At 70.8% G+C, this 21,962-nt stretch carries 21 protein-coding genes; 11 read left to right on the forward strand and 10 right to left on the reverse strand.

Annotated elements, in window-relative coordinates:
* Positions 1 to 3: 3 nt before the first annotated feature.
* Positions 4 to 609, forward strand: coding sequence for a hypothetical protein (locus tag Q0R13_RS17595; protein WP_293906350.1), 606 nt, complete (start codon positions 4 to 6; stop codon positions 607 to 609).
* A 105-nt stretch (positions 610 to 714) separates the two neighbouring features.
* Positions 715 to 2,187 (forward strand): sigma-54 dependent transcriptional regulator, encoded by a 1,473-nt coding sequence (locus tag Q0R13_RS17600; protein ID WP_293906351.1) that lies wholly within the window; start codon positions 715 to 717, stop codon positions 2,185 to 2,187.
* Here the strand turns inward: Q0R13_RS17600 and Q0R13_RS17605 are convergent.
* From Q0R13_RS17605 to ykgO, 6 genes are all read right to left on the reverse strand, one after another.
* Complete coding sequence (locus Q0R13_RS17605; RefSeq protein ID WP_293906353.1) at positions 2,184 to 5,585, reverse strand: carboxyl transferase domain-containing protein; 3,402 nt, start codon at positions 5,583 to 5,585, stop codon at positions 2,184 to 2,186. The two genes, Q0R13_RS17600 and Q0R13_RS17605, sit on opposite strands and share 4 nt — an antisense overlap.
* 277 nt (positions 5,586 to 5,862) lie before the next feature.
* A complete protein-coding gene (locus tag Q0R13_RS17610; protein ID WP_293906355.1) occupies positions 5,863 to 6,189 on the reverse strand; it encodes a hypothetical protein in 327 nt (108 codons plus the stop codon).
* Complete coding sequence (locus Q0R13_RS17615; protein WP_293906357.1) at positions 6,186 to 6,455, reverse strand: DUF2312 domain-containing protein; 270 nt, start codon at positions 6,453 to 6,455, stop codon at positions 6,186 to 6,188. Before Q0R13_RS17615 ends, Q0R13_RS17610 begins: the two co-directional genes overlap by 4 nt.
* Before the next feature lie 154 nt (positions 6,456 to 6,609).
* On the reverse strand, positions 6,610 to 7,800 hold the full coding sequence (locus tag Q0R13_RS17620; RefSeq protein ID WP_293906360.1) for a PEPxxWA-CTERM sorting domain-containing protein: 1,191 nt from the start codon (positions 7,798 to 7,800) through the stop codon (positions 6,610 to 6,612).
* A gap of 292 nt (positions 7,801 to 8,092) precedes the next feature.
* Entirely contained in the window at positions 8,093 to 8,698 is a 606-nt protein-coding gene (locus Q0R13_RS17625) for an HAD family phosphatase (protein ID WP_293906362.1), read from the reverse strand.
* Positions 8,699 to 8,709: 11 nt separating this feature from the next.
* On the reverse strand, positions 8,710 to 8,835 hold the full coding sequence (ykgO, locus tag Q0R13_RS17630; protein WP_293379178.1) for a type B 50S ribosomal protein L36: 126 nt from the start codon (positions 8,833 to 8,835) through the stop codon (positions 8,710 to 8,712).
* A 171-nt stretch (positions 8,836 to 9,006) separates the two neighbouring features.
* On the opposite strand from ykgO, the gene Q0R13_RS17635 reads away from it, so the two are divergent.
* A complete protein-coding gene (locus tag Q0R13_RS17635) occupies positions 9,007 to 10,308 on the forward strand; it encodes a lytic murein transglycosylase (protein ID WP_293906366.1) in 1,302 nt (433 codons plus the stop codon).
* A 52-nt stretch (positions 10,309 to 10,360) separates the two neighbouring features.
* On the opposite strand, the gene Q0R13_RS17640 is transcribed toward Q0R13_RS17635, so the two are convergent.
* Positions 10,361 to 11,662: an MFS transporter gene (locus tag Q0R13_RS17640; protein WP_293906368.1), complete on the reverse strand. Its 1,302-nt coding sequence runs from the start codon at positions 11,660 to 11,662 to the stop codon at positions 10,361 to 10,363.
* A 104-nt stretch (positions 11,663 to 11,766) separates the two neighbouring features.
* Here Q0R13_RS17640 and motA point away from each other — a divergent pair, with 104 nt between their 5' ends.
* The 5 genes from motA (at position 11,767) to Q0R13_RS17665 (ending at position 15,548) form a co-directional block, all read left to right on the forward strand.
* Positions 11,767 to 12,636: a flagellar motor stator protein MotA gene (motA, locus tag Q0R13_RS17645; protein WP_293906371.1), complete on the forward strand. Its 870-nt coding sequence runs from the start codon at positions 11,767 to 11,769 to the stop codon at positions 12,634 to 12,636.
* 176 nt (positions 12,637 to 12,812) lie between these two features.
* A complete protein-coding gene (locus Q0R13_RS17650) occupies positions 12,813 to 13,085 on the forward strand; it encodes a hypothetical protein (RefSeq protein WP_293906373.1) in 273 nt (90 codons plus the stop codon).
* 71 nt (positions 13,086 to 13,156) lie between these two features.
* Positions 13,157 to 14,953 (forward strand): tRNA (5-methylaminomethyl-2-thiouridine)(34)-methyltransferase MnmD, encoded by a 1,797-nt coding sequence (mnmD, locus tag Q0R13_RS17655; protein ID WP_293906375.1) that lies wholly within the window; start codon positions 13,157 to 13,159, stop codon positions 14,951 to 14,953.
* A 58-nt stretch (positions 14,954 to 15,011) separates the two neighbouring features.
* A complete protein-coding gene (locus Q0R13_RS17660; RefSeq protein ID WP_293906377.1) occupies positions 15,012 to 15,416 on the forward strand; it encodes a DUF6491 family protein in 405 nt (134 codons plus the stop codon).
* A gap of 3 nt (positions 15,417 to 15,419) precedes the next feature.
* The gene (locus Q0R13_RS17665) at positions 15,420 to 15,548 is read left to right on the forward strand and encodes a hypothetical protein (protein ID WP_293906379.1); all 129 of its coding nucleotides are present in this window, start codon (positions 15,420 to 15,422) and stop codon (positions 15,546 to 15,548) included.
* A 170-nt stretch (positions 15,549 to 15,718) separates the two neighbouring features.
* Here the strand turns inward: Q0R13_RS17665 and Q0R13_RS17670 are convergent, their stop codons facing one another.
* On the reverse strand, positions 15,719 to 16,918 hold the full coding sequence (locus tag Q0R13_RS17670) for a TonB-dependent receptor plug domain-containing protein (RefSeq protein WP_293906476.1): 1,200 nt from the start codon (positions 16,916 to 16,918) through the stop codon (positions 15,719 to 15,721).
* Positions 16,919 to 17,325: 407 nt separating this feature from the next.
* Between Q0R13_RS17670 and Q0R13_RS17675 the strand changes: the two genes are divergently transcribed.
* Genes Q0R13_RS17675 through Q0R13_RS17685 form a run of 3 tightly spaced genes read left to right on the forward strand, consistent with a single transcriptional unit; the run spans position 17,326 to position 20,779 of the window.
* Complete coding sequence (locus Q0R13_RS17675) at positions 17,326 to 17,670, forward strand: STAS domain-containing protein (RefSeq protein WP_293906381.1); 345 nt, start codon at positions 17,326 to 17,328, stop codon at positions 17,668 to 17,670.
* 45 nt (positions 17,671 to 17,715) lie between these two features.
* The gene (locus Q0R13_RS17680) at positions 17,716 to 18,678 is read left to right on the forward strand and encodes an MBL fold metallo-hydrolase (RefSeq protein WP_293906383.1); all 963 of its coding nucleotides are present in this window, start codon (positions 17,716 to 17,718) and stop codon (positions 18,676 to 18,678) included.
* A complete protein-coding gene (locus Q0R13_RS17685; RefSeq protein WP_293906385.1) occupies positions 18,653 to 20,779 on the forward strand; it encodes a CHASE2 domain-containing protein in 2,127 nt (708 codons plus the stop codon). Before Q0R13_RS17680 ends, Q0R13_RS17685 begins: the two co-directional genes overlap by 26 nt.
* Positions 20,780 to 20,785: 6 nt before the next feature.
* Here the strand turns inward: Q0R13_RS17685 and Q0R13_RS17690 are convergent, their stop codons facing one another.
* Positions 20,786 to 21,364 (reverse strand): OmpA family protein, encoded by a 579-nt coding sequence (locus Q0R13_RS17690; RefSeq protein ID WP_293906388.1) that lies wholly within the window; start codon positions 21,362 to 21,364, stop codon positions 20,786 to 20,788.
* A gap of 20 nt (positions 21,365 to 21,384) precedes the next feature.
* Positions 21,385 to 21,864 carry a FecR family protein gene (locus tag Q0R13_RS17695; protein ID WP_293906392.1) on the reverse strand — a complete coding sequence of 160 codons (480 nt, stop codon included), beginning with the start codon at positions 21,862 to 21,864 and terminating at the stop codon, positions 21,385 to 21,387.
* Between the last annotated feature and the right edge of the window lie 98 nt (positions 21,865 to 21,962).

Raw genomic sequence — 21,962 nt, forward strand, 5'->3', positions numbered from 1 at the left:
ATGATGACCCGTCGCCTGATACAGCTGTTCGCCGGCCTGTCGCTCTATGGCGCCTCCATGGCCCTGATGCTGCGCGCCACCCTGGGCCTCGACCCGTGGGACGTGTTCCACCAGGGCCTGGCGGCCCACGTCGGCCTTTCGTTCGGCATGCTGGTGAACGCCACCGGCGCCGTCGTGCTGCTGCTGTGGATCCCGCTGCGCCAGCGGCCGGGGATCGGCACGATCGCCAATGTGCTGACGATAGGGACAACCGTGGACCTGACGATGCTGGTGCTGCCGGCCGTCGACGGCCTGGCCATCCGCGCCGTGATGCTGATCCTGGGCGTGGTGCTGAACGGGATCGCCGGCGCGCTCTATATCGGCGCGGGGCTGGGACCGGGTCCGCGCGACGGCCTGATGACCGGCCTGGTGCGGCGCACCGGCTGGCGGATCGCCTGGGTGCGGACCGGCATCGAACTGACGGTCCTGGCCATCGGCTGGCTGATGGGCGGGACGGTCGGCCTGGGCACGGTGCTCTACGCCTTCGCCATCGGGCCGCTGGTGCAGGTCTTCCTGCCCCTGTTCACCATCCCCGACCGGGTCCCGGAGCCGGTGGCCGTTAATCCCTGACTCAGGTCTGCGAAACGCCGCCTTTACCCTTGCCCTGTATCAATCAGGGACAAGAAGAAGGCCTCGCCAGAACAGCGAGCGTCCAATCCGGTGGGTGTTTCTCGCATGACCAAAACGGTCCTTGTCGTCGATGACGACCCTACCCAACGTCGCCTGATCCAGGCGGTCCTGGAGCGCGACGGGTTCGCCGTCGCCCACGCCCAGAGCGGCGACGAGGCGATCCAGCACCTGACCTCCGGGGCAAGCGTCGACGTGGTCCTGCTGGACCTGGTGATGCCCGGCATCTCCGGCCAGGACACCCTGATCGAGATGCGCGCCCGCAGCTTCAAGCAGCCGGTGATCGTGCTGACCGCCACCGGCGGGATCGACACCGTGGTCCAGGCCATGCAGTCCGGCGCCGGCGACTTCTTCGTCAAGCCGGCCAGCCCCGAGCGGATCACCGTCTCGATCCGCAATGCGCTCAGCATGGGCGCCCTCAAGGGTGAAGTCGACCGGCTCAAGAAGCACGCCAGCGGCCGCACCACCTTCAACGACCTGATCGGCGCCTCGCCGGCCATGCTGATGGTCAAGCGCCTGGGCGAGCGGGCGGCCAAGTCCTCGATCCCGATCCTGATCACCGGCGAGAGCGGGGTCGGCAAGGAAGTGATCGCGCGCGCGGTGCACGGCTCCTCGGAGCGCTCCGGCAAGCCGTTCGTGGCGGTGAACTGCGGCGCGATCCCCGAGAACCTGGTCGAGAGCATCCTGTTCGGCCACGAGAAGGGCAGCTTCACCGGCGCCAGCGACAAGCACCTGGGCAAGTTCCAGGAGGCCAATGGCGGCACCCTGTTCCTGGACGAGGTCGGCGAGCTGCCGCTGGACGTCCAGGTCAAGCTGCTGCGCGCCCTGCAGGAAAGCGAGATCGACCCGATCGGCGCCAAGCGCTCGATCAAGGTCGACGTCCGCATCGTCTCGGCCACCAACCGCGACCTCTCGCTGGCGGTCTCCGAGGGGCGGTTCCGCGAGGACCTGTTCTACCGGCTGAACGTGTTCCCGATCGAGGCCCCGGCCCTGCGCGAGCGCAAGGAGGACGTGGTCGCCCTGGTCGACTGCTTCGTGAAGCGGTTCAATGTGGAAGAGGGCAAGTCGGTGGTCGGCGCCACGCCCGAGACCCTGGCTTACCTCACCGCCTTCGACTGGCCCGGCAACGTGCGGCAGCTGGAGAACGCGGTCTATCGGGCGATCGTGCTGGCCGACGCCCCCTATCTGCAGCCGCACGACTTCCCGGCCATCTCCGGGGTCGCCGCCCCGCCACCGGACTATACGGCCGCGCCGATGCCGCCGCCCAGCGCCGTGGCGGCGCAAGGTCCGGCCGCCGAGACCCCGGTCCGCATCCTGGACGGCCGCGGCCACCTGCGCACCCTGGAGGAGATCGAGCGCGACCTCATCCAGCTGGCCATCGAGGTCTATGCCGGCCACATGAGCGAGGTGGCGCGCCGCCTCGGCATCGGCCGCTCCACCCTTTATCGCAAGGTCCGCGAACAGGGCCTCGACGGCCTCGTGAAGGCCGAGGCCGACGCCGAAGAGGTCGCGGCGGCCTAAGGCCTGAAAGCCAGCGCCCGGGGGCCCAGCCGCGCGGGCTGGCTCGCGACCCGCGTGGCGCCGTCGACCCACTCGCAGATCCAGGCCCGGGTGTCGCGCGGGTCGATCATCTCTTCCATCTGGAAGCGGTTCAGCGGGCCCACCGGGCCGCGGACGCTCTCGATCCGGGCCTCGATCTCGGCGCGCAGGGCTGCGGGGTCGGCGGCTTCGGCCAGCTGGCGCTTGTAGGCCGCCTCGATGCCGCCCTCCGGCGGGATCCCGCCGGCGTCGGCGGCCGGCCAGACCACCCGCGGATGGGCCCCGCTCTTGGGCGTCGCATAGTTGTTGCCGGCCACCCCGAAGCTGCGGCGCATGATCACCGTGAAGATCGGCACGCTGACCTGGGCGAAGGCGATCATCCACTCGGCGCCCTTGCGGATGGTGCCGGCGATCTCGTGCTCGATCCCGACCGCGAAGCCCGGATTGTCGACCAGGTTCAGCACCGGCACGTGGAACAGGTCGCAGAGGTCCAGGTGGCGGCGCAGCTTGTCGCAGCCGTCGGCGGTCAGCGCGCCGCCGTTCTCGTGCCGGCTGTCCGACGCGATCACCCCCACCGGATGGCCCTGGAAGCGGACGAAGCCGACGATCTGGTCGGTCCCCCACAGCGACCCGATCTCGAAGAACGACCCCTTGTCGGCCATCAGCCGGATGGCGCGGCGCATGTCGAAGGTGGTGGTGCGCTTGCGCGGCACGAGGGTGAACAGCTCCTCCTCGCGCCGGTCGGCGGGATCGTCGCAGGCCGCCCGCGGCGGCGGCTCATAGACGCTGGACGGCAGGTAGGAGAGAAAGCGCCGCGCCATGGCGAACGCCTCGGTCTCGGTCTCGGCCAGGTTGTCCACCGAGCCGTTGCGGCAGTGGATCCGCCAGTCGCCCAGGTCCTCCTTGGTGACCTGGTAACCCATGGCGTGGCTGACCACCGGCGGCCCGGCGACGAACAGCTGGGCCAGGTCGCGGACCATCACCGAGTAGTGGCCCAGCACCGCCTTGGCCGCGCCGATCCCGACCACGCTGCCCAGCAGCAGGTTGACCACCGGCACGCGGCCCAGCTGCTCGGCGTACATCGAACTGCCCAGGTGGCCGGGCAGGAACGAGCCGCCGCCGCCCGACACCCGCGGCCGGCCGGCGGTGATGGCGCCGGAGCTCTCGCGGGCCTGGCTGGCCCCCTCCTCCTGCTTGGGCACCATGGTGGCGACGCTGCCGCCGCCCGACGAGCCGTCCAACAGCCGCAGCGACGGGCAGCGGTATTCCATGGCCAGTTCGTCGAGATAGCGGCTCTTCTGGCCGATCGAGCCGTCGGAGTGGCCGCCGCGCGAGGTGAAGTCGTCGGCGCAGACCACCACGCGGCGGCCCTCGACCTGGCCCCAGCCGCCCACGTGGTTGGCCGGGGTGAAGTCGGCCACGCCGCCGTCGGCGTCATAGCTCGCGAACCCCGCCAGGCTGCCCACCTCGCGGAAGCTGCCGGGGTCCAGCAGCAGGTCGATGCGTTCGCGGCAGTTGAGCTTGCCGCGGCTGCGCTGGCGGACGACGCCCGGCTCCTGGGAGCCGGGGGCCAGGCGGCGATGGGCAATGGCCTGCAGGGCGGCGACCTGGCCCAGCATCGGCGCCCAGCTGTCGTCGCCGTAGTCGCGCGCGGCCCGGGGGTTGGCATCGTCCGCCGGAGCGATGGCCGCGACCACCTGGCCGGCGACGACGGCGCTGCCCGGCCCCACCTCGGCGAGGCGCGTGACCACGCCGGCGCAGGGCGCGGTGACCGAGGTCTCCATCTTCATGGCGCTGATGACCATCAGGGTGTCGCCGGCCGCCACGGTGGCGCCGACCGCGACCGAGAGCTCGATGACCGAGCCGGCCATCGGCGACTCCACAGCCTCTTCGCCCTCGGCCAGGGCGAGGGTCGGCGCCGCGGCGGCGGGCGCCGCCGGCGCGCGGCGACCGCCTTGCACGGCCGCGGACTGCTGGTGGAACAGCGCCAGCGACCCGGTGGGCTGCGCGGCGGGACCGCCTGACGCGGCCAGCTCGGGACGCTCGGCCAGCAGGCTCGTGCGGGCGTCGCCGGCCCGCACCGACGGGTCGGCCAGGATGGCGCGCAGCTGGCCAAGGTTGGTGGGCAGGCCGGCGATGTGGAACTCCGCCAGCGCCTGGGCCGCCCGGTCCAGCGCCGAGATGAACGACCCGGTCGAGTTCGACCGCGCGATCAGCTTGGCGAACATCGGGTCGAACTGCGGCGGCGGCGCCAGGCCCAGGTAGCCGCAGGAATCCACCCGCACGCCCGGACCGCCGGGCTCCTTGTAGGCGGTGATCACGCCGGCGCCGGTGGCGACGATACGGGCCTGGACGGCGAAGCCGCGCGGCGGGGGCACGGCCGCCTGGCTGGCCAGCCCGAGGGCGGCCAGGGTCTCGCCGGCCGCGATGCGGAACTGGGCCTCGACCAGGTCGACGCCGGTGACCTCCTCGGTGACCGTGTGCTCCACCTGGATGCGCGGGTTGCATTCGATGAAATAGTGCTCGCCGCGTTCCGGACTGACCAGGAACTCGACGGTGCCAGCGTTGACGTATTCACCGGCGCGGGCCAGGCGGATCGCGTCGGCCAGGATCCGGCCGCGCAGGCCGGCGTCCAGGTTGGGGGCCGGGGCGATCTCGACGACCTTCTGGTTGCGGAGCTGCACCGAGCAGTCGCGTTCCCAGAGGTGGACGATCTCGCCAGTCGCGTCAGCCAGGACCTGGACCTCGATGTGGCGCGGCCGCTCGACCAGCTTCTCGGCGAAGACCGACCCGTCGCCGAACGCGGCCTGCGCCTCGCCCTCGCAGCGGGCGAAGGCGGCGGCCATCTCGTCGGGCCCCGCGACCTGGCGCATGCCGCGCCCGCCGCCGCCGGCCGACGCCTTCAGCATGACGGGATAGCCCAGCGCCTGGGCGGCGGCCGTGGCGTCGGCGGCGCTCGCCAGGGCCGTCGGACTGCCCGGCACGGTCGGCACGCCCAGCGACTGGGCCAGCTGGCGGGCCTTCACCTTGTCGCCGAACATCTCGAGCGTCTCGGGCTTCGGTCCGATGAAGGCCAGGCCTTCGGCCAGGCAGCGGCGAGCGAAGGCCGCGTTCTCCGACAGGAAGCCGTAGCCCGGGTGGACGCAATCGCAGCCGGTGGCGCGGGCCACGCCGATCAGCGCCTCGACGTCGAGATAGGTCGCCACCGGATCGTCGGCCGCCGACCCGATGACCCGGGTCTCGCTGGAGGCGCGGGTGTGCAGGGCGAGCGCGTCGGCCGGGTGGTGGACACTTACGGACTCCACGCCGAGCCCGGCGGCGGCGCGGGCGATGCGGATCGCGATCTCGCCGCGGTTGGCGATCAGGACGCGCTTGAACACCGGCAACCCTCCCCTAAAGGCGGTTGACCTCGCACGAACAGGCGCGGCAGCGCTAGAATGGATCGACAGCCAACGGCGGTTGGCGACCTGGCATCCCTCCTCCTCGATGGAGGAGGGGCAGGGGTGGTGGTGTGGACGCCGCGGCGAAACAGAACCCATAGGTCGGCGCCGACCTATGGTTTCGCTTCAGCGTCTTGCACTCACCACCATCCCTACCCTTCCTCCATCGAGGAGGAAGGGGCGCGAAATCAACGGAGCCATGGGATGTGGATATACCCTAACCCTCCGCGGTCTTCCGGCGGAACCCCTGGCAGCGCTTCAGCCCCTTAGGCTCGCCCTTGGCCTTGGCGGCGATCTCCTTGAGCTTCACCGTCTGCAGGGCCGAGAGCGCCTGGCCCGCCGCGCCCTTCTCCGGGTCGCCGAAGGCGCGGCCGTAGGTCTTCACCCGGTCGGCCACCTCGGCGAGGAACTCGCCCTCCCAGTCAGAGAGCTTGACGCCGGCCTTGTCGGCCGTCCGCCTGGCGCGCTTCAAGGCATTGAGGGCGGCGCGCTTGGCCGCCGCCTTCCGGGCCTCGTGAGGCGAAACGGGCGGCTTGCGGTTCAAATCTCTCCGATGGCCGCCATGTAGAGGTCGAGGATGGCTTCCTCTTCCTGGCGCTTGGCGCGGTCCTGTTTGCGCAGGCGCACCACCTTGTTGATGATCTTGACGTCGAAGCCGTTGCCCTTGGCCTCGGCCTTGACCTCCTTGATCTGCTCGGCGATCTCGCCCTTCTCGACCTCGAGCCGCTCGATACGCTCGATGATGCTCTTGAGCTGCCCCTGGGCGGTGGCGTTCAGGATGTCGGGGTGGGAAGACGCGTCGTCGGCCATGGCCAAGCCTTTAATCTAGGATCGGAAAATCGGGAAGCGGCGGACCCTAGTCAGGGCGCGCCCGGCTGTCATCCGTCCGTGGAAATCCATCCCAAGAAAAACCCCCCGCCTCGGGGGGCAGGGGGTTCCTAGAAAGTCCGCCCAGGGAGAGAGACTAGGCGAACGTAGACACCGTGCGGCGACGGCGGACCAGGGTCCCGACCGCGCCGAAGCCCAGGATCAGCATCGTCCAGGTCGCCGGTTCCGGCACGCCGCCGCGCAGCTGCCCGGCGATCGAGTCGAACTCGAACGAATTGCCGGCGGACGAGAACTCCACCTTGTTCACATTGAAGTCGCCGAAGTCGAAGCTGACCCGGCGGCCGACGCCCTGGTCGCCGTTGGCCGTTACGAGGCCACCCAGGATATCCGCGCCGGCCAGGGTCCAGGCGAACCCGCCGGCGCCGGAGAACCTGACTTTGTTGTAGGTGTCCGGCGAGCCCAGGTAGAAGCTGATCGACTGGAGCGCCTTGACCGATGTCAGGACAGCGTGACCGCCGGTCAGGACGGTCTCGTAGTTGGTCAGGTCGCCGGGCGGCGGGGCGCTGACGCCCGAGTCCAGGCCCAGCGCGCCCGGGCGGACATAGGCGCCGCCGTCCTGCGCGAAGCTGAAGCCCGCCGCGATCGGGTGATCGAAGTCCTCGATCATGAACTGGTTGGCGCCCAGCGTCGCATCATCGCCCAGCACGGTGATCGACGGCGCCTTGGGCGGTGGCGGCGGCAGGACGTCGGAGAGCTGCACCTCGTCGATGAACGCGGTGTCGTCGGTGGTCGCCAGCCCCTGGAAGGCCAGGTTGTAGCTGGCGCCCGCCGTCAGGCCGGTGAGGTTGAGGGTGTTCAGCGAGAAGGGGTCGTTGCTGGCCGTGCCGAACGCGCCGCTGACCGCCGCGCCGTTCAGCAGCACCTGGTAGCTCTGGTCGCCCATGCCCCAGGGGCGGCCAGCGTCGAGCCAGCTCAGGTGCAGGGCGCCCGCGGTGGCGGTGAAGGCCTGCGACAGGCTGGAGGTGGCCTGCAGGGCGGCGAACTGCGCGCCGACCATGCCGGCCGGCGCCGCGCCGCCGTACCAGGCGTTGGAACCCGTGCCGTTCACCAGCGCCGAGCCGGCGAAGGTCCAGCCGCCCTGGTTGGCGCCGATCGGGGCGATCGTGCCATAGGACAGGCCCGGATAGGTGTAGTTGCCCGTGCCGATGTCCGGGCTCTCGAACCCGCCGTTGGTGAGCAGCTGGCCGGCGGAGGCCTGGCCGGCCAGGGCCGCGGCGGTCAGGGCGGTGGCGGCGAACAGGGCGCGAAGGGCGGCGGAAGTACGCATGGTGACGGTCGTCCAGTCTCGCAGGCGAGCCCCCCGACGGAGCCCGTTCATTCTGAAACACAGCCAGGCTGCGTACGGGCTGGCTGTGCAGAGCCCGTGCCAGGCTGTACCGGCGTTACGTTAAGGCCGGGCGCGCGGACGTCTGTCCGCGGTGTGGCGGGGGGTCGCAGGACCGCGCCAGCGCCAGCGCGAGCCCGGCGCCCCCTCCACCGCTTCGCGGGGCTAGAGGATTCACCGATCTGGCCAAGGCTGGCGGTGAACCCTTCTGGATGCGGGCCACACTTCCTCGCGCCTACAGCAACCCCCGCGCCGCCAGCGCGGGCCGGAGCGCCGCGGGGTCGGTGAAGTGGTGGACGTCGAAGCCGACGGCCTGGGCGGCGGCGATGTTCCGGGCGCTGTCGTCCACGAACAGGAGGTCGCCGGGGGCCAGGCCGAACCGCTCGCAGGTCAGATGGTAGATCGCCGGGTCCGGCTTCATCAGGCCCTCGACGCCGGAGGCGATCACCCCGGCCAGCCGGCCGAACGCCGGACTCATGGCCAGGGTCGAGTCCAGGGTCTCATGGCTGATGTTGGAGAGCCCGTACTGCGGCACGCCACACGCGTGCAGCGCCTCTATGGCGGCCTCGGTCTCGGGGATCGCGCCGGAGAACATCTCGTCCCAGCGCCGGCGCCAGGCCCAGATGGCGGCCTCGTGGTCGGGATGACGGGCGCTCAGCGCCGCGCAGTTGTCGGCGAAGGTCACGCCGCAGTCGGTCGGTGCGTGCCACGCCATGGTGCAGACGTCGGCCAGGAACCGGTCGCACACGACTGGGTCGGGAAAAATCTTCGAATAGAGGGTGCGCGGGTTCCAGCGCACGATCACATTGCCGAAGTCCCAGACTACAGCCCGGGGCGCCACGGCGGCGCGGCTCAGCCTTGCTTGGCCTTGAAGCGCGGGTTGGTCTTGTTGATGATGTAGACTCGGCCCTTGCGGCGCACGAGCTTGCAGTCGCGGTGACGCGTCTTGAGCGACTTGAGCGAGCTTCTGACCTTCATGGGACCGTATCTTCAAGCGGGCCGAAAACCGGCCGGTGGCGAACAAGAGCGCGCGCATATACGGAACGGCCCGGAGCGAGTCAACCGGATGGCCCCTCGGCGAGCGCCTGGCGCCGCCCTGACAGCGATGTGATTGGGGCCAGCGCCGACGCACCCTAGAGTCGAACGGTCATGCGTCTCCGCGTTCTCCTCCCCCTGCTCGCCCTCGCCGGTTGCGCGAGCCCGGGCCCCCCGCCCCCCGCCCTGACGCGGCCGCCGCCGGGGGTCGAGGCGCCGCCCGCCCTCCTGCCGCCGCCGGCGCCGCCCCTGGCCTCGATCGCCCCGCCCACCGCGTCCGGCGACATGGTGTTCGACGCCTGGGCGGCGGAGTTCCAGAGCCGGGCGCTGGCGGCCGGGATCTCGCCGCAGGTGCTCAGCCGCGAGATGGCCGGGCTGACGCCGAACCCGCGGGTGGCCAGCCTGGACACCGTGCAGCCGGAGTTCTCCAAGCCGGTCAGCGACTATGTTAAGGGCGTAGTCGGCCCCGCGCGGGTCGAGATCGGCCAGCGCAAGCGCGCCGCGATGCCGGAGCTGGGCGCCATCGAGGACCGGTTCGGGGTGCCGCGCGAGATCCTGCTGGGCGTCTGGGCCATGGAGAGCGGGTTCGGGGCGCTCCAGGGCGATTTCGACGTGGTGCGCGCCTTCGCCACCCTGGCTGCCCAGGGCCGCCGGCGCGCGTTCGCCGAGGGCGAGCTGATCGCCGCGCTGAAGATCATCCAGTCCGGCGAGCAGCCGCGCGCCAAGCTGCGCGGCTCGTGGGCCGGGGCCATGGGCCAGACCCAGTTCATCCCGTCCATGTACCTGTCGACGGCCGTGGACATGGACGGCGACGGACGGCGCGACATCTGGGGGTCCAGCGCCGACAGCCTGGCCTCGGCCGCCAACCTGCTGACCAAGGCCGGCTGGGTGCGCGGCCAGAGCTGGGCGCGGGAGGTCACCGCGCCCCCCGGCTTCGACTACAGCCTGACCGAGGGCCCGCGCGAGACGCCGATCGAGTGGGCCGAGCGGGGCGTCACCCGCGCCGACGGCCTGCCTTGGTCGGGGGTGGACTCCACCTCGCAGGCCCAGCTGATCGCGCCGGCCGGCGCGGGCGGGCCGCTGTTCCTGCTGTTCCCCAACCATTTCGCGCTGCGCCAGTACAACAACAGCCTGGCCTATGCCCTGGGCGTTGGCCTGCTGGCCGACCGGTTCGCGGGCGCGCCAGGGCTGGTGCGGCCGTGGCCGCAGGAGACCTCGCTGGCGCTGGTGGACCGGATGACGGCGCAGCGGGCGTTGATCGCCCTGGGCTACGATCCGGGCGGGGCCGACGGCGTCGTGGGCCTGAAGACCCGCAGCGCGCTCCGCACCTGGCAGAAGGCGCACGGGCTGACCGCCGACGGCTATCTCTCGCTGGAGATGGTCGGGCGATTGAAAGCGGAGGCCCAGGGGGGCTGAGGTGCAGGTCCAATTGGCCCCAAGCCATTCCACGGTATCCCCAACCCCCGGCTCAAGCCCCCTCGTCAGTCCGCTCCAGCGTAGCCAGGGTGGCGTCGGCGCGGGTGGCGGGCTCGGGGTCGGCGTTGCGCAGTTGCGGGTTGCGGAAGGTGTAGACCAGCAGCGCCGTCATCAGCGCCATGTTGAGCAGGAACGGCCCCGACTGGACGTGCCGGTACAGCCACATGAAGGCCGGGGCCAGGATCACATTGATGCCGTTGACCGCGGCGATGGCGCCGGCGACCCGGGCCTGGTCGATGGCGCCGACCGCGATGGATGCGCCGGCGGTGAAGCCCGGCCGGGCGAAGCCGAAGCCCAGGCTGGCGATGGCGTAGCCCGCCACCACCCAGAAGTAGTCCGGCGCCAAGGCCACGATCAGGTTGCCGGCCGCCGCCACCCCGACGCCCCAGCGCAGCAGCTGGCGCGGGTTCATCTCGAACATGCGGATCAGGCCCCACTGGGCCAGCAGCCCCGCCACGGCGCCGAACATCATCGCCATGGCCAGCGGGCGCTGCGACTCGAGCGGGGTCACATGCAGCTTGTCCAGCACCAGGAACCCCAGGGTCTGCTGCTGGGCGGTCTGGCAGGTGGCGACGATGAAGCCGTAGATCAGGAACGGGATCACCCGCTCGTCGCGCCACATCGGCAGGTCCTTGGCGTCCCCGGGCGCGCGCACCACCGGCTGGGGACGCGGCACGGTGCTCTCGGGCAGGAAGGCGGCGACGATGGCCAGCATGGCCGCGGCGATCAGGGCGAAGGCGAACAGCGGCCCGGACAGGCCCACCGCCGGCAAGATGAACAGCGGCGCCAGGAACGGCCCGGTGACCTGGCCCAGGCCCACCGCGCCGGCCAGGCTGGCCATCGACTGCGTGCGCCGCTCGCGCGGCGTGTGCTCGGCCACATAGGCCTGGCTGGCCGGATTGCTGGCCGGGCCGAAGGCGCCGAACAGGGCGCGGCAGACCAGGAAGGCCCCGAAGATCACCAGCGGCGTCGCCATGTGCAGCAGCCCCGCCTTCACCACCAGGCCGCACAGCGCCATGGAGACCATGAACCCGGCCAGCCCGACCATCATCAGCGGCTTGCGCCCATAGCGGTCGGAGGCCGCGGCCCAGCGCGGCGAGGTGAAGGCCCAGAGCAGGGCCGAGAGCGAGAAGATCGAGACCACCATCTCGTCGGCCAGCCCGATCGAGCGGCCGATCGGCGGCAGCACCGAGATCAGGCCGGTGTTGCCGATCTGGGTCGCCAGCGAGACGCCGAAGATGATCGTGAAGGTGCGCTTGGACATGCGCGGCGGGGCGGAGCTGACCTCGGTCATCCGCCGGCCTTATGCCGCACCCCGCGTCGGCGTCACCCCCATTCCGCGCTCACGGGCCATTAAACATTAACCGCGATGGTTCCGGCAGTTCTCCGGGGGAGCCCATGTTCCAGATTATCGGTCTCGTGCTGCTGTTCGGCCTGGTGTTCGGCAGCTACATCATGTCCGGCGGGAACATGGGCGTCATCATCGAGGCGGCGCCGCACGAGATGATGGCCATCGGCGGGGCCGGCCTCGCCAGCTTCCTGGTCGCCAACTCGATGACCACGATAAAGGGCCTGGGCGGCGGCATGGGCAAGGTGTTCGGCGGGCCCAAGTGGAAGGCCGGCGACTACCGCGACCTGCTCAGCCTGCTGTTCCTGCTGACCAAGACCATGAAATCCAAGGGCGTCATCGCCCTGGAAAGCCACATCGAGAACCCGAAAGAGAGCTCGATTTTCACGCGCTTCCCGAAGATCTGCAAAGACCACTTCGCCATCGATTTCATCTGCGACACCCTGCGGATGATGACCATGAACCTGGAGGATCCGCACCAGGTCGAGGACGCGATGGAGAAGCAGCTCGAGAAGCATCACCATGAGGCGCTGATGCCCGCGCACGCCATGCAGGCCCTGGCCGACGCCCTGCCGGCGCTGGGCATCGTGGCCGCCGTGCTGGGGGTCATCAAGACCATGGGCGCGATCACCGAGCCGCCCGAGGTGCTGGGCCAGATGATCGGCGGCGCCCTGGTCGGCACCTTCCTCGGCGTGTTCCTGGCCTATGGCATGGTCGGGCCGATGGCCACGCGGATGAGCGAAGTCACCGAGGAGGAAGGCGCCTTCTACAAGATCATCCAGGCGGTCCTCGTCGCCCACCTGCACGGCAACGCCGCCCAGATCTCGGTCGAGATCGGCCGCGGCAACGTGCCCTCCGGCGCCCAGCCCAGCTTCCTGGAGCTGGAAGAGGCCCTGTCGAACATCCCCGCCGAGGCCTGATCGGCCAAGTCGCACGGCCGGCGGAACATGTGATCACGGATTCGTGATAATTGACCTTGCGAGCTCCGGGGGGCGGGCGTATTTCTGCGCCGGCGCCGGGGGGCGCTCCGCAAAGGCGACTTGCTCGGCGGGACGTCCGACCGGCGCGAGACACCCCCACGAGAGGACTGCCCCCTATGAGCCATCCCCTGCGCACAGCGCTGATCGCCGTCGCCGCCGTCGCCGCCCTGGGCGTCGCCGCCTGCCAGAAGAAGGCCGACGCCCCGTCGGCGTCCGACGCCACCGCGACCGCCACCACCCCGCCGGCCGACGCCGCCGCGCCGGCCGCCGCCGCCGCCACGGACGCCGCCGCCGACGCTTCGAAGGCCCCGGCCGCCGACGCCGCGATGGCGACCACGCCGCCTGCCGCCGCACCTGCGGCCGCGCCTGCCATGCCCGAGAAGAAGTAAGCGCCGCACCGCGCTTCGCGTTACGGAAGGGCCGCCCGCAGGGGCGGCCCTTCTTCGTTCCGGATACCCGAATGACCGCGCCGCAGGACCCGCGCCAAAGCCCGCTGGACTGGACGCAAGACGGCCAGCCGCGCTCGCGGCGGTTCGGCGACGTCTATTTCTCGGCCGAGGACGGGCTGGCGGAGAGCCGGGCGGTCTATCTGGACGGCTGCGGCCTGCCGGACGCCTGGGCCGGCCGGCGGACCTTCACGGTCGGTGAGCTGGGGTTCGGCACAGGGCTCAACATCGCGGCCCTGCTCGACCTCTGGCGCCGCACCCGGCCGCCGGAGGGCCGGCTCCAGATCTTCTCCGTCGAGGCCTTCCCGGTCGCCGCCGAGGAGGCCGCCCGCGCCCTGGCCCGCTGGCCGGAGCTGGCGCAGGTCGTCGCGCCGCTGGTCGCCTGCTGGCCGGGCTACGCGCGGGGTCGCCATCGCGTCGACCTGCCGGAGTGGGGCGCGATCCTCGACGTGGCGGTGCTTGACGTCGGCGAGGCGCTGGCGGGCTGGGCGGGGGCGGCGAACGCCTGGTTCCTCGACGGCTTCTCACCCGCCCTGAACCCGCAGATGTGGACCGACGAGGTGCTGGCCCTGGTGGCCGCCCGCTCTGCGCCCGGCGCCCGGGCGGCGAGCTTCACCGTGGCCGGCCAGGTGCGGCGCGGGCTCGCGGCGGCCGGCTTCGCGGTGGAAAAGCGTCCCGGCCATGGGCGCAAGCGCCAGCGGCTCGAGGCCAGGCTGCCCGGCCAGGCCGCCGACCCGCCGCGGCGCCGGGTCGCCATCGTCGGCGCGGGGATCGCCGGGGCGGCGGCGGCGCGCGCGGTGCGCGCCCTGGGCGGGGAAGCTGTCGTGGTGGAGGCCGCCCACCCCGGCGCGGGCGGGTCGGGCAATCCCGCCGCCCTGGTCACCCCGCGACTGGACGCCGGCCTTGGCGAGGCGGCGCGGCTGTTCGCCCAGGCGGTCGGGCGGGCCGTGCAGCTCTATGCGGACGTTCCTGACGCCGTCCTGGCACGCGGCGTGCTGCAACTGGCCGCGGACCCCCGCGACGCCGAGCGGTTCGCGCGGATCGCCGGCTCAGACGTGTTCGAGCCGGGCGCGCTGGCGATACTGGATCCGGCGGCGGCGGCGGCGCGGCTGGGCGAGCCGGCCCCGGCCGCCCTCGACCAGGCCAACGCCCTGGTCGTGGACCCCGCGCCGATCCTGGCCGCCTGGACGGGGGCGACGCACACGGCGACGGTGACCAGCCTGGCCCGCGACGGAGCCGGCTGGCGGCTGCTGGACGCGGCCGGCGGTGAGATCGTCCGCGCCGACGCCGTGATCCTGGCCGCGGCCCTGGGGTCCCGCGAACTGGCGCCGGACCTGCCGCTGGCGCCGGTGCGCGGCCAGGCCAGCTGGAGCCGGGGCGGCGAACAGGCTCCGGCCGCGGCCTGGGGCGGCTACGTCCTGCCGACCCGGACGGGGCTGCTGTTCGGCGCCACCCACGACCGGCACGACGCGGCGACCGACCTGCGCGCGGCCGACCATCGGCGCAACCTCGACCTGCTGGCCGCCGCCCTGCCGGGGCTGGCGGCGCGGCTGGCGACCGGGCCGCTGGAGGGCCGCGCCGCGATCCGGGCGGTGACGCCCGACCGGCTGCCGCTGGCCGGGTCCTTGGGCGAGGACGGGCTCTTCGTGCTCAGCGGCTTCGGCTCGCGCGGGTTCTCGCTGGCCCCGCTGCTGGCCGAGCATGTGGCGGCGCTGGCGCTGGGCGCGCCCTCGCCGATCGGGGCCGCGGCGGCCGAGCTGATGGCCCCGCACCGCTTCGCCCGCCGCGCCGCACGGCGCAGCCGTTCCTAAGCCGGCCTCGGGCCTCTATAGTCAGGAAACCGGGGGACGACCGGAGACCTGAGAGATCATGAGACAGTTAGTCCTGGCCGTCGCCGCCGCAACCCTGCTGGCGCTAGGCGGCGCGGCCCCGCAGGCGGCCGCCAAGTCCCCACTGGAGCCGGGCGCCAAGCCGGCCAAGCAATGCTTCTGGACCCACCAGGTGAACAACTTCGCGTCCAGCGACGACCGCATCGTCAACGTCCGGGTGGGCGTGAAGGACGTGTATCAGTTCGAGATGTTCGGCCGCTGCGACGATGTCGACTGGGCCAACAAGATCGCCCTGGTGTCGCGCGGCAGCGACTATATCTGCAGCGGGCTGGACGCCGAGATCATCACCCACAGCCCGATCGGGCCGCACCGCTGTCCGGTGCGCAACATCCGCAAGCTGACCGCCGAAGAGATCGCCGCCCTGCCCAAGCACGCCCGGCCGTAGGGGATGCGTAAAGCGACAGGGGCGCTGGCCGCCGCACCCCTGTCGTGCCCCGCCCGGGACCGGGCCGAGGATCAGAACTTCTTCTTCACCCCCAGCTCGAACACCCGGCCGAGCGGGTTTCCGGAGGTGTAGTCATAGTTGTACTGGCTCGGGACGTACGGCGGGTCCTTGTCGATCAGGTCCTGGACGCTGGCGGTGATGACCGTGTCCCAGGGCGTAGGGCACCGACAGATTGGCCCCGGTGGGCGCGGTCGGCGAGAACGAGGTGCCGCCGATCGAGACCGGCGAGGGATAAACCGCCGTCAGGTTGGCGGGCGAGATGCGCTGCTCCGGCGTGTCGTTCTTGGTCCAGGCGACCTCACCGTGGAACGCCATGTTTTCGGAGAATTTGAAACTGACCTCGCCATAGAGCTGGTAGTGGTCCTCCCGGTTGACCAGGTCGTTGAAGTTCGAGAACTGGAAGCGGCAGGTCGAGTTGGTCGCCTGCGGACTCTGGGCGCTGACGGGGACAGCGACGGTCGCCGTGGCCCCTTGCCCAAGGTTCCGTTCAAGGGATTCGCATAGGTGACACTGTTGGTCAGCGTGCCGCCGAGCTCCTGGCAGCCGTTGTCGCGGAACAGCGGGGCGCCGGCCAGGAACAGGTGCGGGCTCGACGCCCCGGTGAAGCCTCCCGCCCCCCATCCCGCATGGTCGAACGACTGGATGGCCCAGTCGCGGTCGTGGACGTCCAGCCGCGAAAGGTGGCGATAGCCGGCGGTCAGCAGGACGTTGCCGTTCTCGAACTTCTTCCCCCATTCGGCATTGGCGTTGTAGTCGCCGCCGGAACTGTCGATCAGCGCGTATTCGCCGTCGACCTCCAGTCCGTCCAGGTCCTTGCGGGTGATGAAATTGACCACGCCGCCGATGGCGTCGGACCCGTAGGTGGCGGCCGCGCCGTCCTTGAGGTTTTCGATCCGTCCGACCGCGGCGGTCGCGATGAAGTTGAGGTTCGCGCCACCGCCCTGGAACACGGCGGCGGGGCTGTCGGCCAGTCGCCGGCCATTCATCAGCGTCAGCGTCCGCGCCGCGCCAAAGCCGCGCAGGTTGATCGTCGCCGTGCCGGCCCCGCCGTTATAGCGGTTGCTTTCGCCGAGCGACGACCGCGACGCGGTGATCGTCTTCACCAGCTGCACGATCGTCGGCGACCCTTGCTCCTCCAGCTGCTTGGCGCTGAGCACCTGCACCGGCAGGGCGGAGTCTTCCGGCGTGCCGGCGATATAGGAGCCGGTGACCACGACCTCTTCGACTTCGGATGGCGTGGACGTGGCTGTCGCCGCGCCGCCCTGGGCCAGGGCCGGCGCCGCCAGGCCAAGTGAAAGCACGACAGCCAGCACAGAGCCGCCGCACAGATAACTGTGTTTGTCGGTCATGATATCCTCCCCCTGAGGCCGCTTCCGCATCTGACGTGCGGAATTGCAGAGCCCTCCGGCATATCGATGATCGGCGGAAATTTTGAATTGCACCGGCAAAATTACGCTTGGGAAACATACCGGACTTCTGAATTGGCAAAGCGGCCGGTTTTTGCCGATCGGGTGCGCCAGGCGACCGTCACGCCGTCGCTGTGCCGGGACCGGCGAGGCGTCGGGATTTGACGAAGCGCGCTGTTTTTCGGTGTGCGGTGCAAAACGTCCCGGGCGACTGCACGCCACGGCTGCGTCCGCGACCGGCCACTCGCGTTGCAGGGGCGCGGCATCGTGGCGCGGCAGCGCAGGCGCGGACCGCCGGAAAACTTTGAAAATCAGGTATGTTGGGCGGCGAAGCCGGGCCGCCGCGGCCCTCGCCCGGCGCGTGAATCCTATTGCACGGCCACGCCGGGCGCCGTCAGGTTGAGGCGGGCGGACCGGTCGGGGGCGGCGGCATGAAATCGGACATGAAATGGACGGACGAGACCCTGCCCGACAAGGTGGTCGGCAAGGTCGAGGGCCGGATCTACGAGGCCACCTGGGAAGCCTTCGCCAACCAGATGATCGGCGGCGTCCGCAAGGCCCGCGACGCCGGCCTGAGCCTGCTGGTCGTGGACCTGACCAAGCTTGACTACATGTCCTCGCGCGGCCTGCGGGCCCTGACCCTGGCGAGCCGCGAGGCGGTCAAACCGGAGGCGGTAACCATCATCCTGGCGGCCCCCAACGACCAGATGCGCGAAATCCTGGAGATCAGCCGCTACGACAAGATATTCAAGGTCGTCGACAACGTCGCGGCCGCCGTGCCGGGCTGACAGCGGTTCGGACGCCGGCCTGACGGCGGCAAGGGGGAGGATCTGATGCTGGTACGCTTCTGGGGCACGCGAGGCTCCCTTCCGGTCGCCCAGAAATTCGGGGCGATCCAGGGCAAGATCGCCCGCGCCCTGGTGGCGGCCGGCGGCCGGACGTTCGCTGACGAGGCCGAGGCGGCGGCGTTCGCGGCGGCCAACCTGGACTTCGCTATCTACGGCGCCTATGGCGGCGCCACCTCCTGCGTCGAGATCGAGGGCGGCGACGGGTCGTTCATCATCTGCGACATGGGCTCGGGCCTGCGGGAATTCGGCCTCGATTCCTTCCGGCGCGCCGCCGAGGGACACCCCAAGGTCTACCACTTCTTCCTGTCGCACCTGCACTGGGACCACATCATGGGCTTCCCGTTCTTCGGGCCGGCCTTCGATCCCACCGCCACCATCGTCGTCCACTCCGGTCACCCCGACGCCGAGGCGGGCCTGCGCCGCCAGCAGGAGGAGATCTCCTTCCCGGTGCCGTTCGAATGGCTGAAGGCCAGGTTCGAATTCATCGTCCACAAGCCCAACGAGGCGTTCGAGGCGGCCGGCCTGACCGTGACGCTGACCGGCCAGCACCATTCCCACGAGTCGTTCGGCTACCGGTTCGAGAGCGGCGGTAAGGCGGTGATCTATTCCACCGACTCCGAGCACAAGGTCGACAACATGGAGTCAGAGGCGGCGTTCGAGACCTTCTTCAAGGACGCCAACCTGGTGATCTGCGACACCATGTACTCGCTGGGCGACACGGTCAGCCTGAAGCAGGACTGGGGCCATTCGTCCAATATCGTCGCCGTCGATCTCTGCCACGCGGCCGGCTCCAAGCGCCTGGCGCTGTTCCATCACGAGCCGACCTATACGGACGAAGACATCCAGCGCATGCACGGCGAGACGATCCGCTACGAGGAACTGGTGCGCGCCGGCCGTCCGGCGCTGGAGGTGATCTGCGCCTATGACGGACTTGAGGTCACGGTCTGACGCGCTCGGCGAGCTGGATCCGGCGGCGCGGCGAAGGGTCCGGATCGGCGCCCTGATCGCGGCGCTGCTGACGGCGGCCGTGGTGGCGGTCACCCCGCTGATCCCGCCGCTGGGCTCGCTTCGCGACACCGGCCAGCCCGCAGCCCCGGGCCTGCCGCTCAGCCAGCCACTGTTCGATTTCTTCCAGCGGGTGTCGTCGGGGCGGATCTCCAAGGACGTGCAGCTGGTCACCATCGACGAGCAGAGCCTGGCGGTGTTCGGCGGCTGGCCGTGGTCGCGCTTCGACATGCGCGAGCTGGTCGCCCGGATCGCCGAGCAGCACCCCGCGGCCATCGGCTTCGACGTGCTGTTCCCCGAGCCGGACCGGATGACGCCGGCGCTGCTGGCCGAGTATTTCCCGGACCTGCCAGCCAGCAGCCTGAAGGTGCTGCGTGGCCTGCCCGGCGGGGACGAGGTGTTCGGCGCGGTCCTGGGCAGGACCCCCTCGGTGCTGGCGCGCGCCGGTTCGCCCTGGGACCAGTCGAATGTGGCGGTCCCGCCCGCCGCCCAGTTCATCGGCGTCGCGCCGGCGAGCCTCCCGACCTATCCCAAGGTGCTGGCCAATGTGCAGGCGATCGAGGGGCGCGGGGCCGGCCACGGCCTGGCCAACAGCCCCAAGGACCGCGATGGCATCGTCCGCAGCATCCCGCTGATGGCGCGGGCCGGCGGCTACCTGACGCCCAGCCTGGCGCTCGAGATCGTGCGCGTCGCCGAGGGCGAGCCGCCGATCCGGCTGGAGGGCGACGCCCACGGACTTCGCGAGGTGCTGATCGGCCGCCACCGGATTCCCACCACGCCCAGCGGCCAGCTCCGGATGCGCTTCCTGGACGTGATGCAGGACCAGGTCACCTCGCCGGTCGAGATCCGCAGCCAGACCGTCGCCCCCCACCAGTTCACCGGCAAGATCGTGCTGATCGGCCTGACCAGCGCCGCGGCCATCGACGTGGTCGGCACGGCGCGCGACCCGCAGACCTTCGGGGTCTACGTCCAGGCCCAGGCCATCGACGCGATCCTGCACTCCCGCGTCCTGGTACGGCCGCCGTGGGTGATCTGGGCGGAGTGGCTCGCGGGGCTGCTGCTGGTGGCGTCGGCGGCGGTGTTCGTGCCGCGCCTGCGGCTGACCGCCAGCGCGATGCTGGCGGTGGGGATCATGGCGGCGGCGCTGGGCGGCAGCTGGTTCGCCTTCCAGGCCGGCGTGCTGTTCGACCCCGCGCCGGTGGTGGCGCCGGCGGTGGTGGCGGCCCTGACCATGATCTCGCTGCTGTTCGTCGAGGGCGGCCGGGTGCGCGCGCGGCTGCGCTCGTTCCTCGAACTGGAGCGCCTGGAGCGCAAGGCGGCCAGCCAGATCCAGACCGGGATGCTGATCGCCCGGGCCGACCTGCAGGCGATCACCCCGCGGGTGGAGATCGACGCGGTGCTGGAGCCGGCGCTGGCCGTGGGCGGCGACCTCTACGACGTGTTCCTGCTGGACACGGAGCGGCTGTGTTTCGTGGTCGGCGACGTGACCGGCAAGGGCCTGCCGGCCTCGCTGTTCATGGCGCTCGCCAAGGCCCTGTCGCGCAGCCTGCTGATGCAACCGCACAAGGACCTGGCCCAGGCGCTGGGCGGCATCAACGCCGAGCTCTCGCCGGACAACGGCCAGAACATGCAGCTCTCGCTGCTGGTCGGCGTGCTGCACCTGGCCGACGGGCGGCTGGAGCTGTGCTCGGCCGGCCATGAGAACCCGGTGATCCTGGACGTGGCCGGCGGCGTCCGGGCCCTGCGGCTGGATGGCGGCCCGCCGCTGTGCGCCATCGACGACTTCCCCTACCCGCTGGAGACCGACCACCTGGGGCCCGGCGAGACCCTCATCGTGTTCACCGACGGCGTCACCGAGGCCCAGGACCCCGGCCAGGCCCTGTTCGGATCCCAGCGCACCCGGGCGGCGGTGGCCAAGGCCGCCGAGGCGGCGTCGCTGAGCGGGCTGGTGGACGCCCTGGTGGCGACGGTGCGCGGCTTCGAGGCCGGCGGCGAACCCAGCGACGACCTGACCGTCCTGGCCCTGCGGCGCCCCGCCGCCTGATCGACTCTAGCGAATGACGACGGTGACCTTGCGGTATTCGGGATCGGCGACCCCGGGGCCGTTTTTCTTCAGCGCCTCGACGTCGCCGCGGCCGATGACCAGGCTGTGGCCTTCCGTGAACTCGAACCCCTCGTTGGCCAGAAAATCGCGAACCGCGTCGGCGCGCTCCTGGGAGAGCTTGAGGTTCCCGGCCGGATCGCCGGTGGAGTCCGCATAGCCGATGACCTCGATGTCGGAGACGTCGCGGTCGCGTTTCCAGAGGCCGAGCAGCTTGGTCAGCACCGGCTGCGACTCTTCCGTGATGGTCGTGGTGCCGACCATGAACTCCAGCTGGCCCTGGAAAGGGTCCGGGGGCATGAAGCCGAACATCTGGGCGAAGCCGCCGCGCTTGGACTTGCGCACCTTGATCCGGTGACCGCCGGTGCTGGCTTCCGTGTCGGCGCTGGCGACGACCCCGCGCTCGACCCCGGTCTCGGGGTCCAGCACCACGACCGACCCGACCTTGGGCACGTTCGGGTCGCTGCTGGGCTCGTTGTCCAACAGGGTGACCTTGGCGGTGGCGCAGCCGACGAGGACCAGGGCCATGGCGGCCGCCGTTGCAACCCTCACGGCACTTCGACCACGAAACGGGTGCCGCGCGCGGCCAGCAGCGACACTGGGGTGCGGACCTTCATGGCGTCCTTGTTCTCGTGAGCGATCTGGCCGGAGTTGATCGCCACCGTCCCCTTGTTGACCGTGGTCAGAAAGCGGCCGCGGTGGGTGGTGTTGTCGAACTCGAACTGGCTCAGCACCAGGTTGGTGTTGGGCCCGACCGCGAAGCGGCTGTTGTCGGCGAAGGTGATCCCCAGGCTGCCGTCCTTGCCGGTCTGGATCATGTCGCTCTGCAGCAGCACTTGCCCGGGCTTGGCGATCTGGTCGGGGGTCGGCTTCACGGGCGTCTTCGGCGCCTGCCCGCGGATGATGTAGGCGGTCCCCATCACCGACTTGACCCGGCCGATGCTGACCGGTTTGGCCTCGCCCGCCGCCCAACTCGGCGTCGACAGCACGGCGGCCATCAGCAATCCTATGGTGATCGTTGCCCGCATCGCGGCATCCCCCCAAAAGCGACAGGATCAATCCATAGCCCAGACTTCCGCCGATATCGACTCGCCCTCCTGCGACAGGCTCACGCACATCGACCAGC

The sequence above is a fragment of the Phenylobacterium sp. genome, assembly GCF_025351295.1.
Classification (GTDB): Bacteria; Pseudomonadota; Alphaproteobacteria; order Caulobacterales; family Caulobacteraceae; genus Phenylobacterium.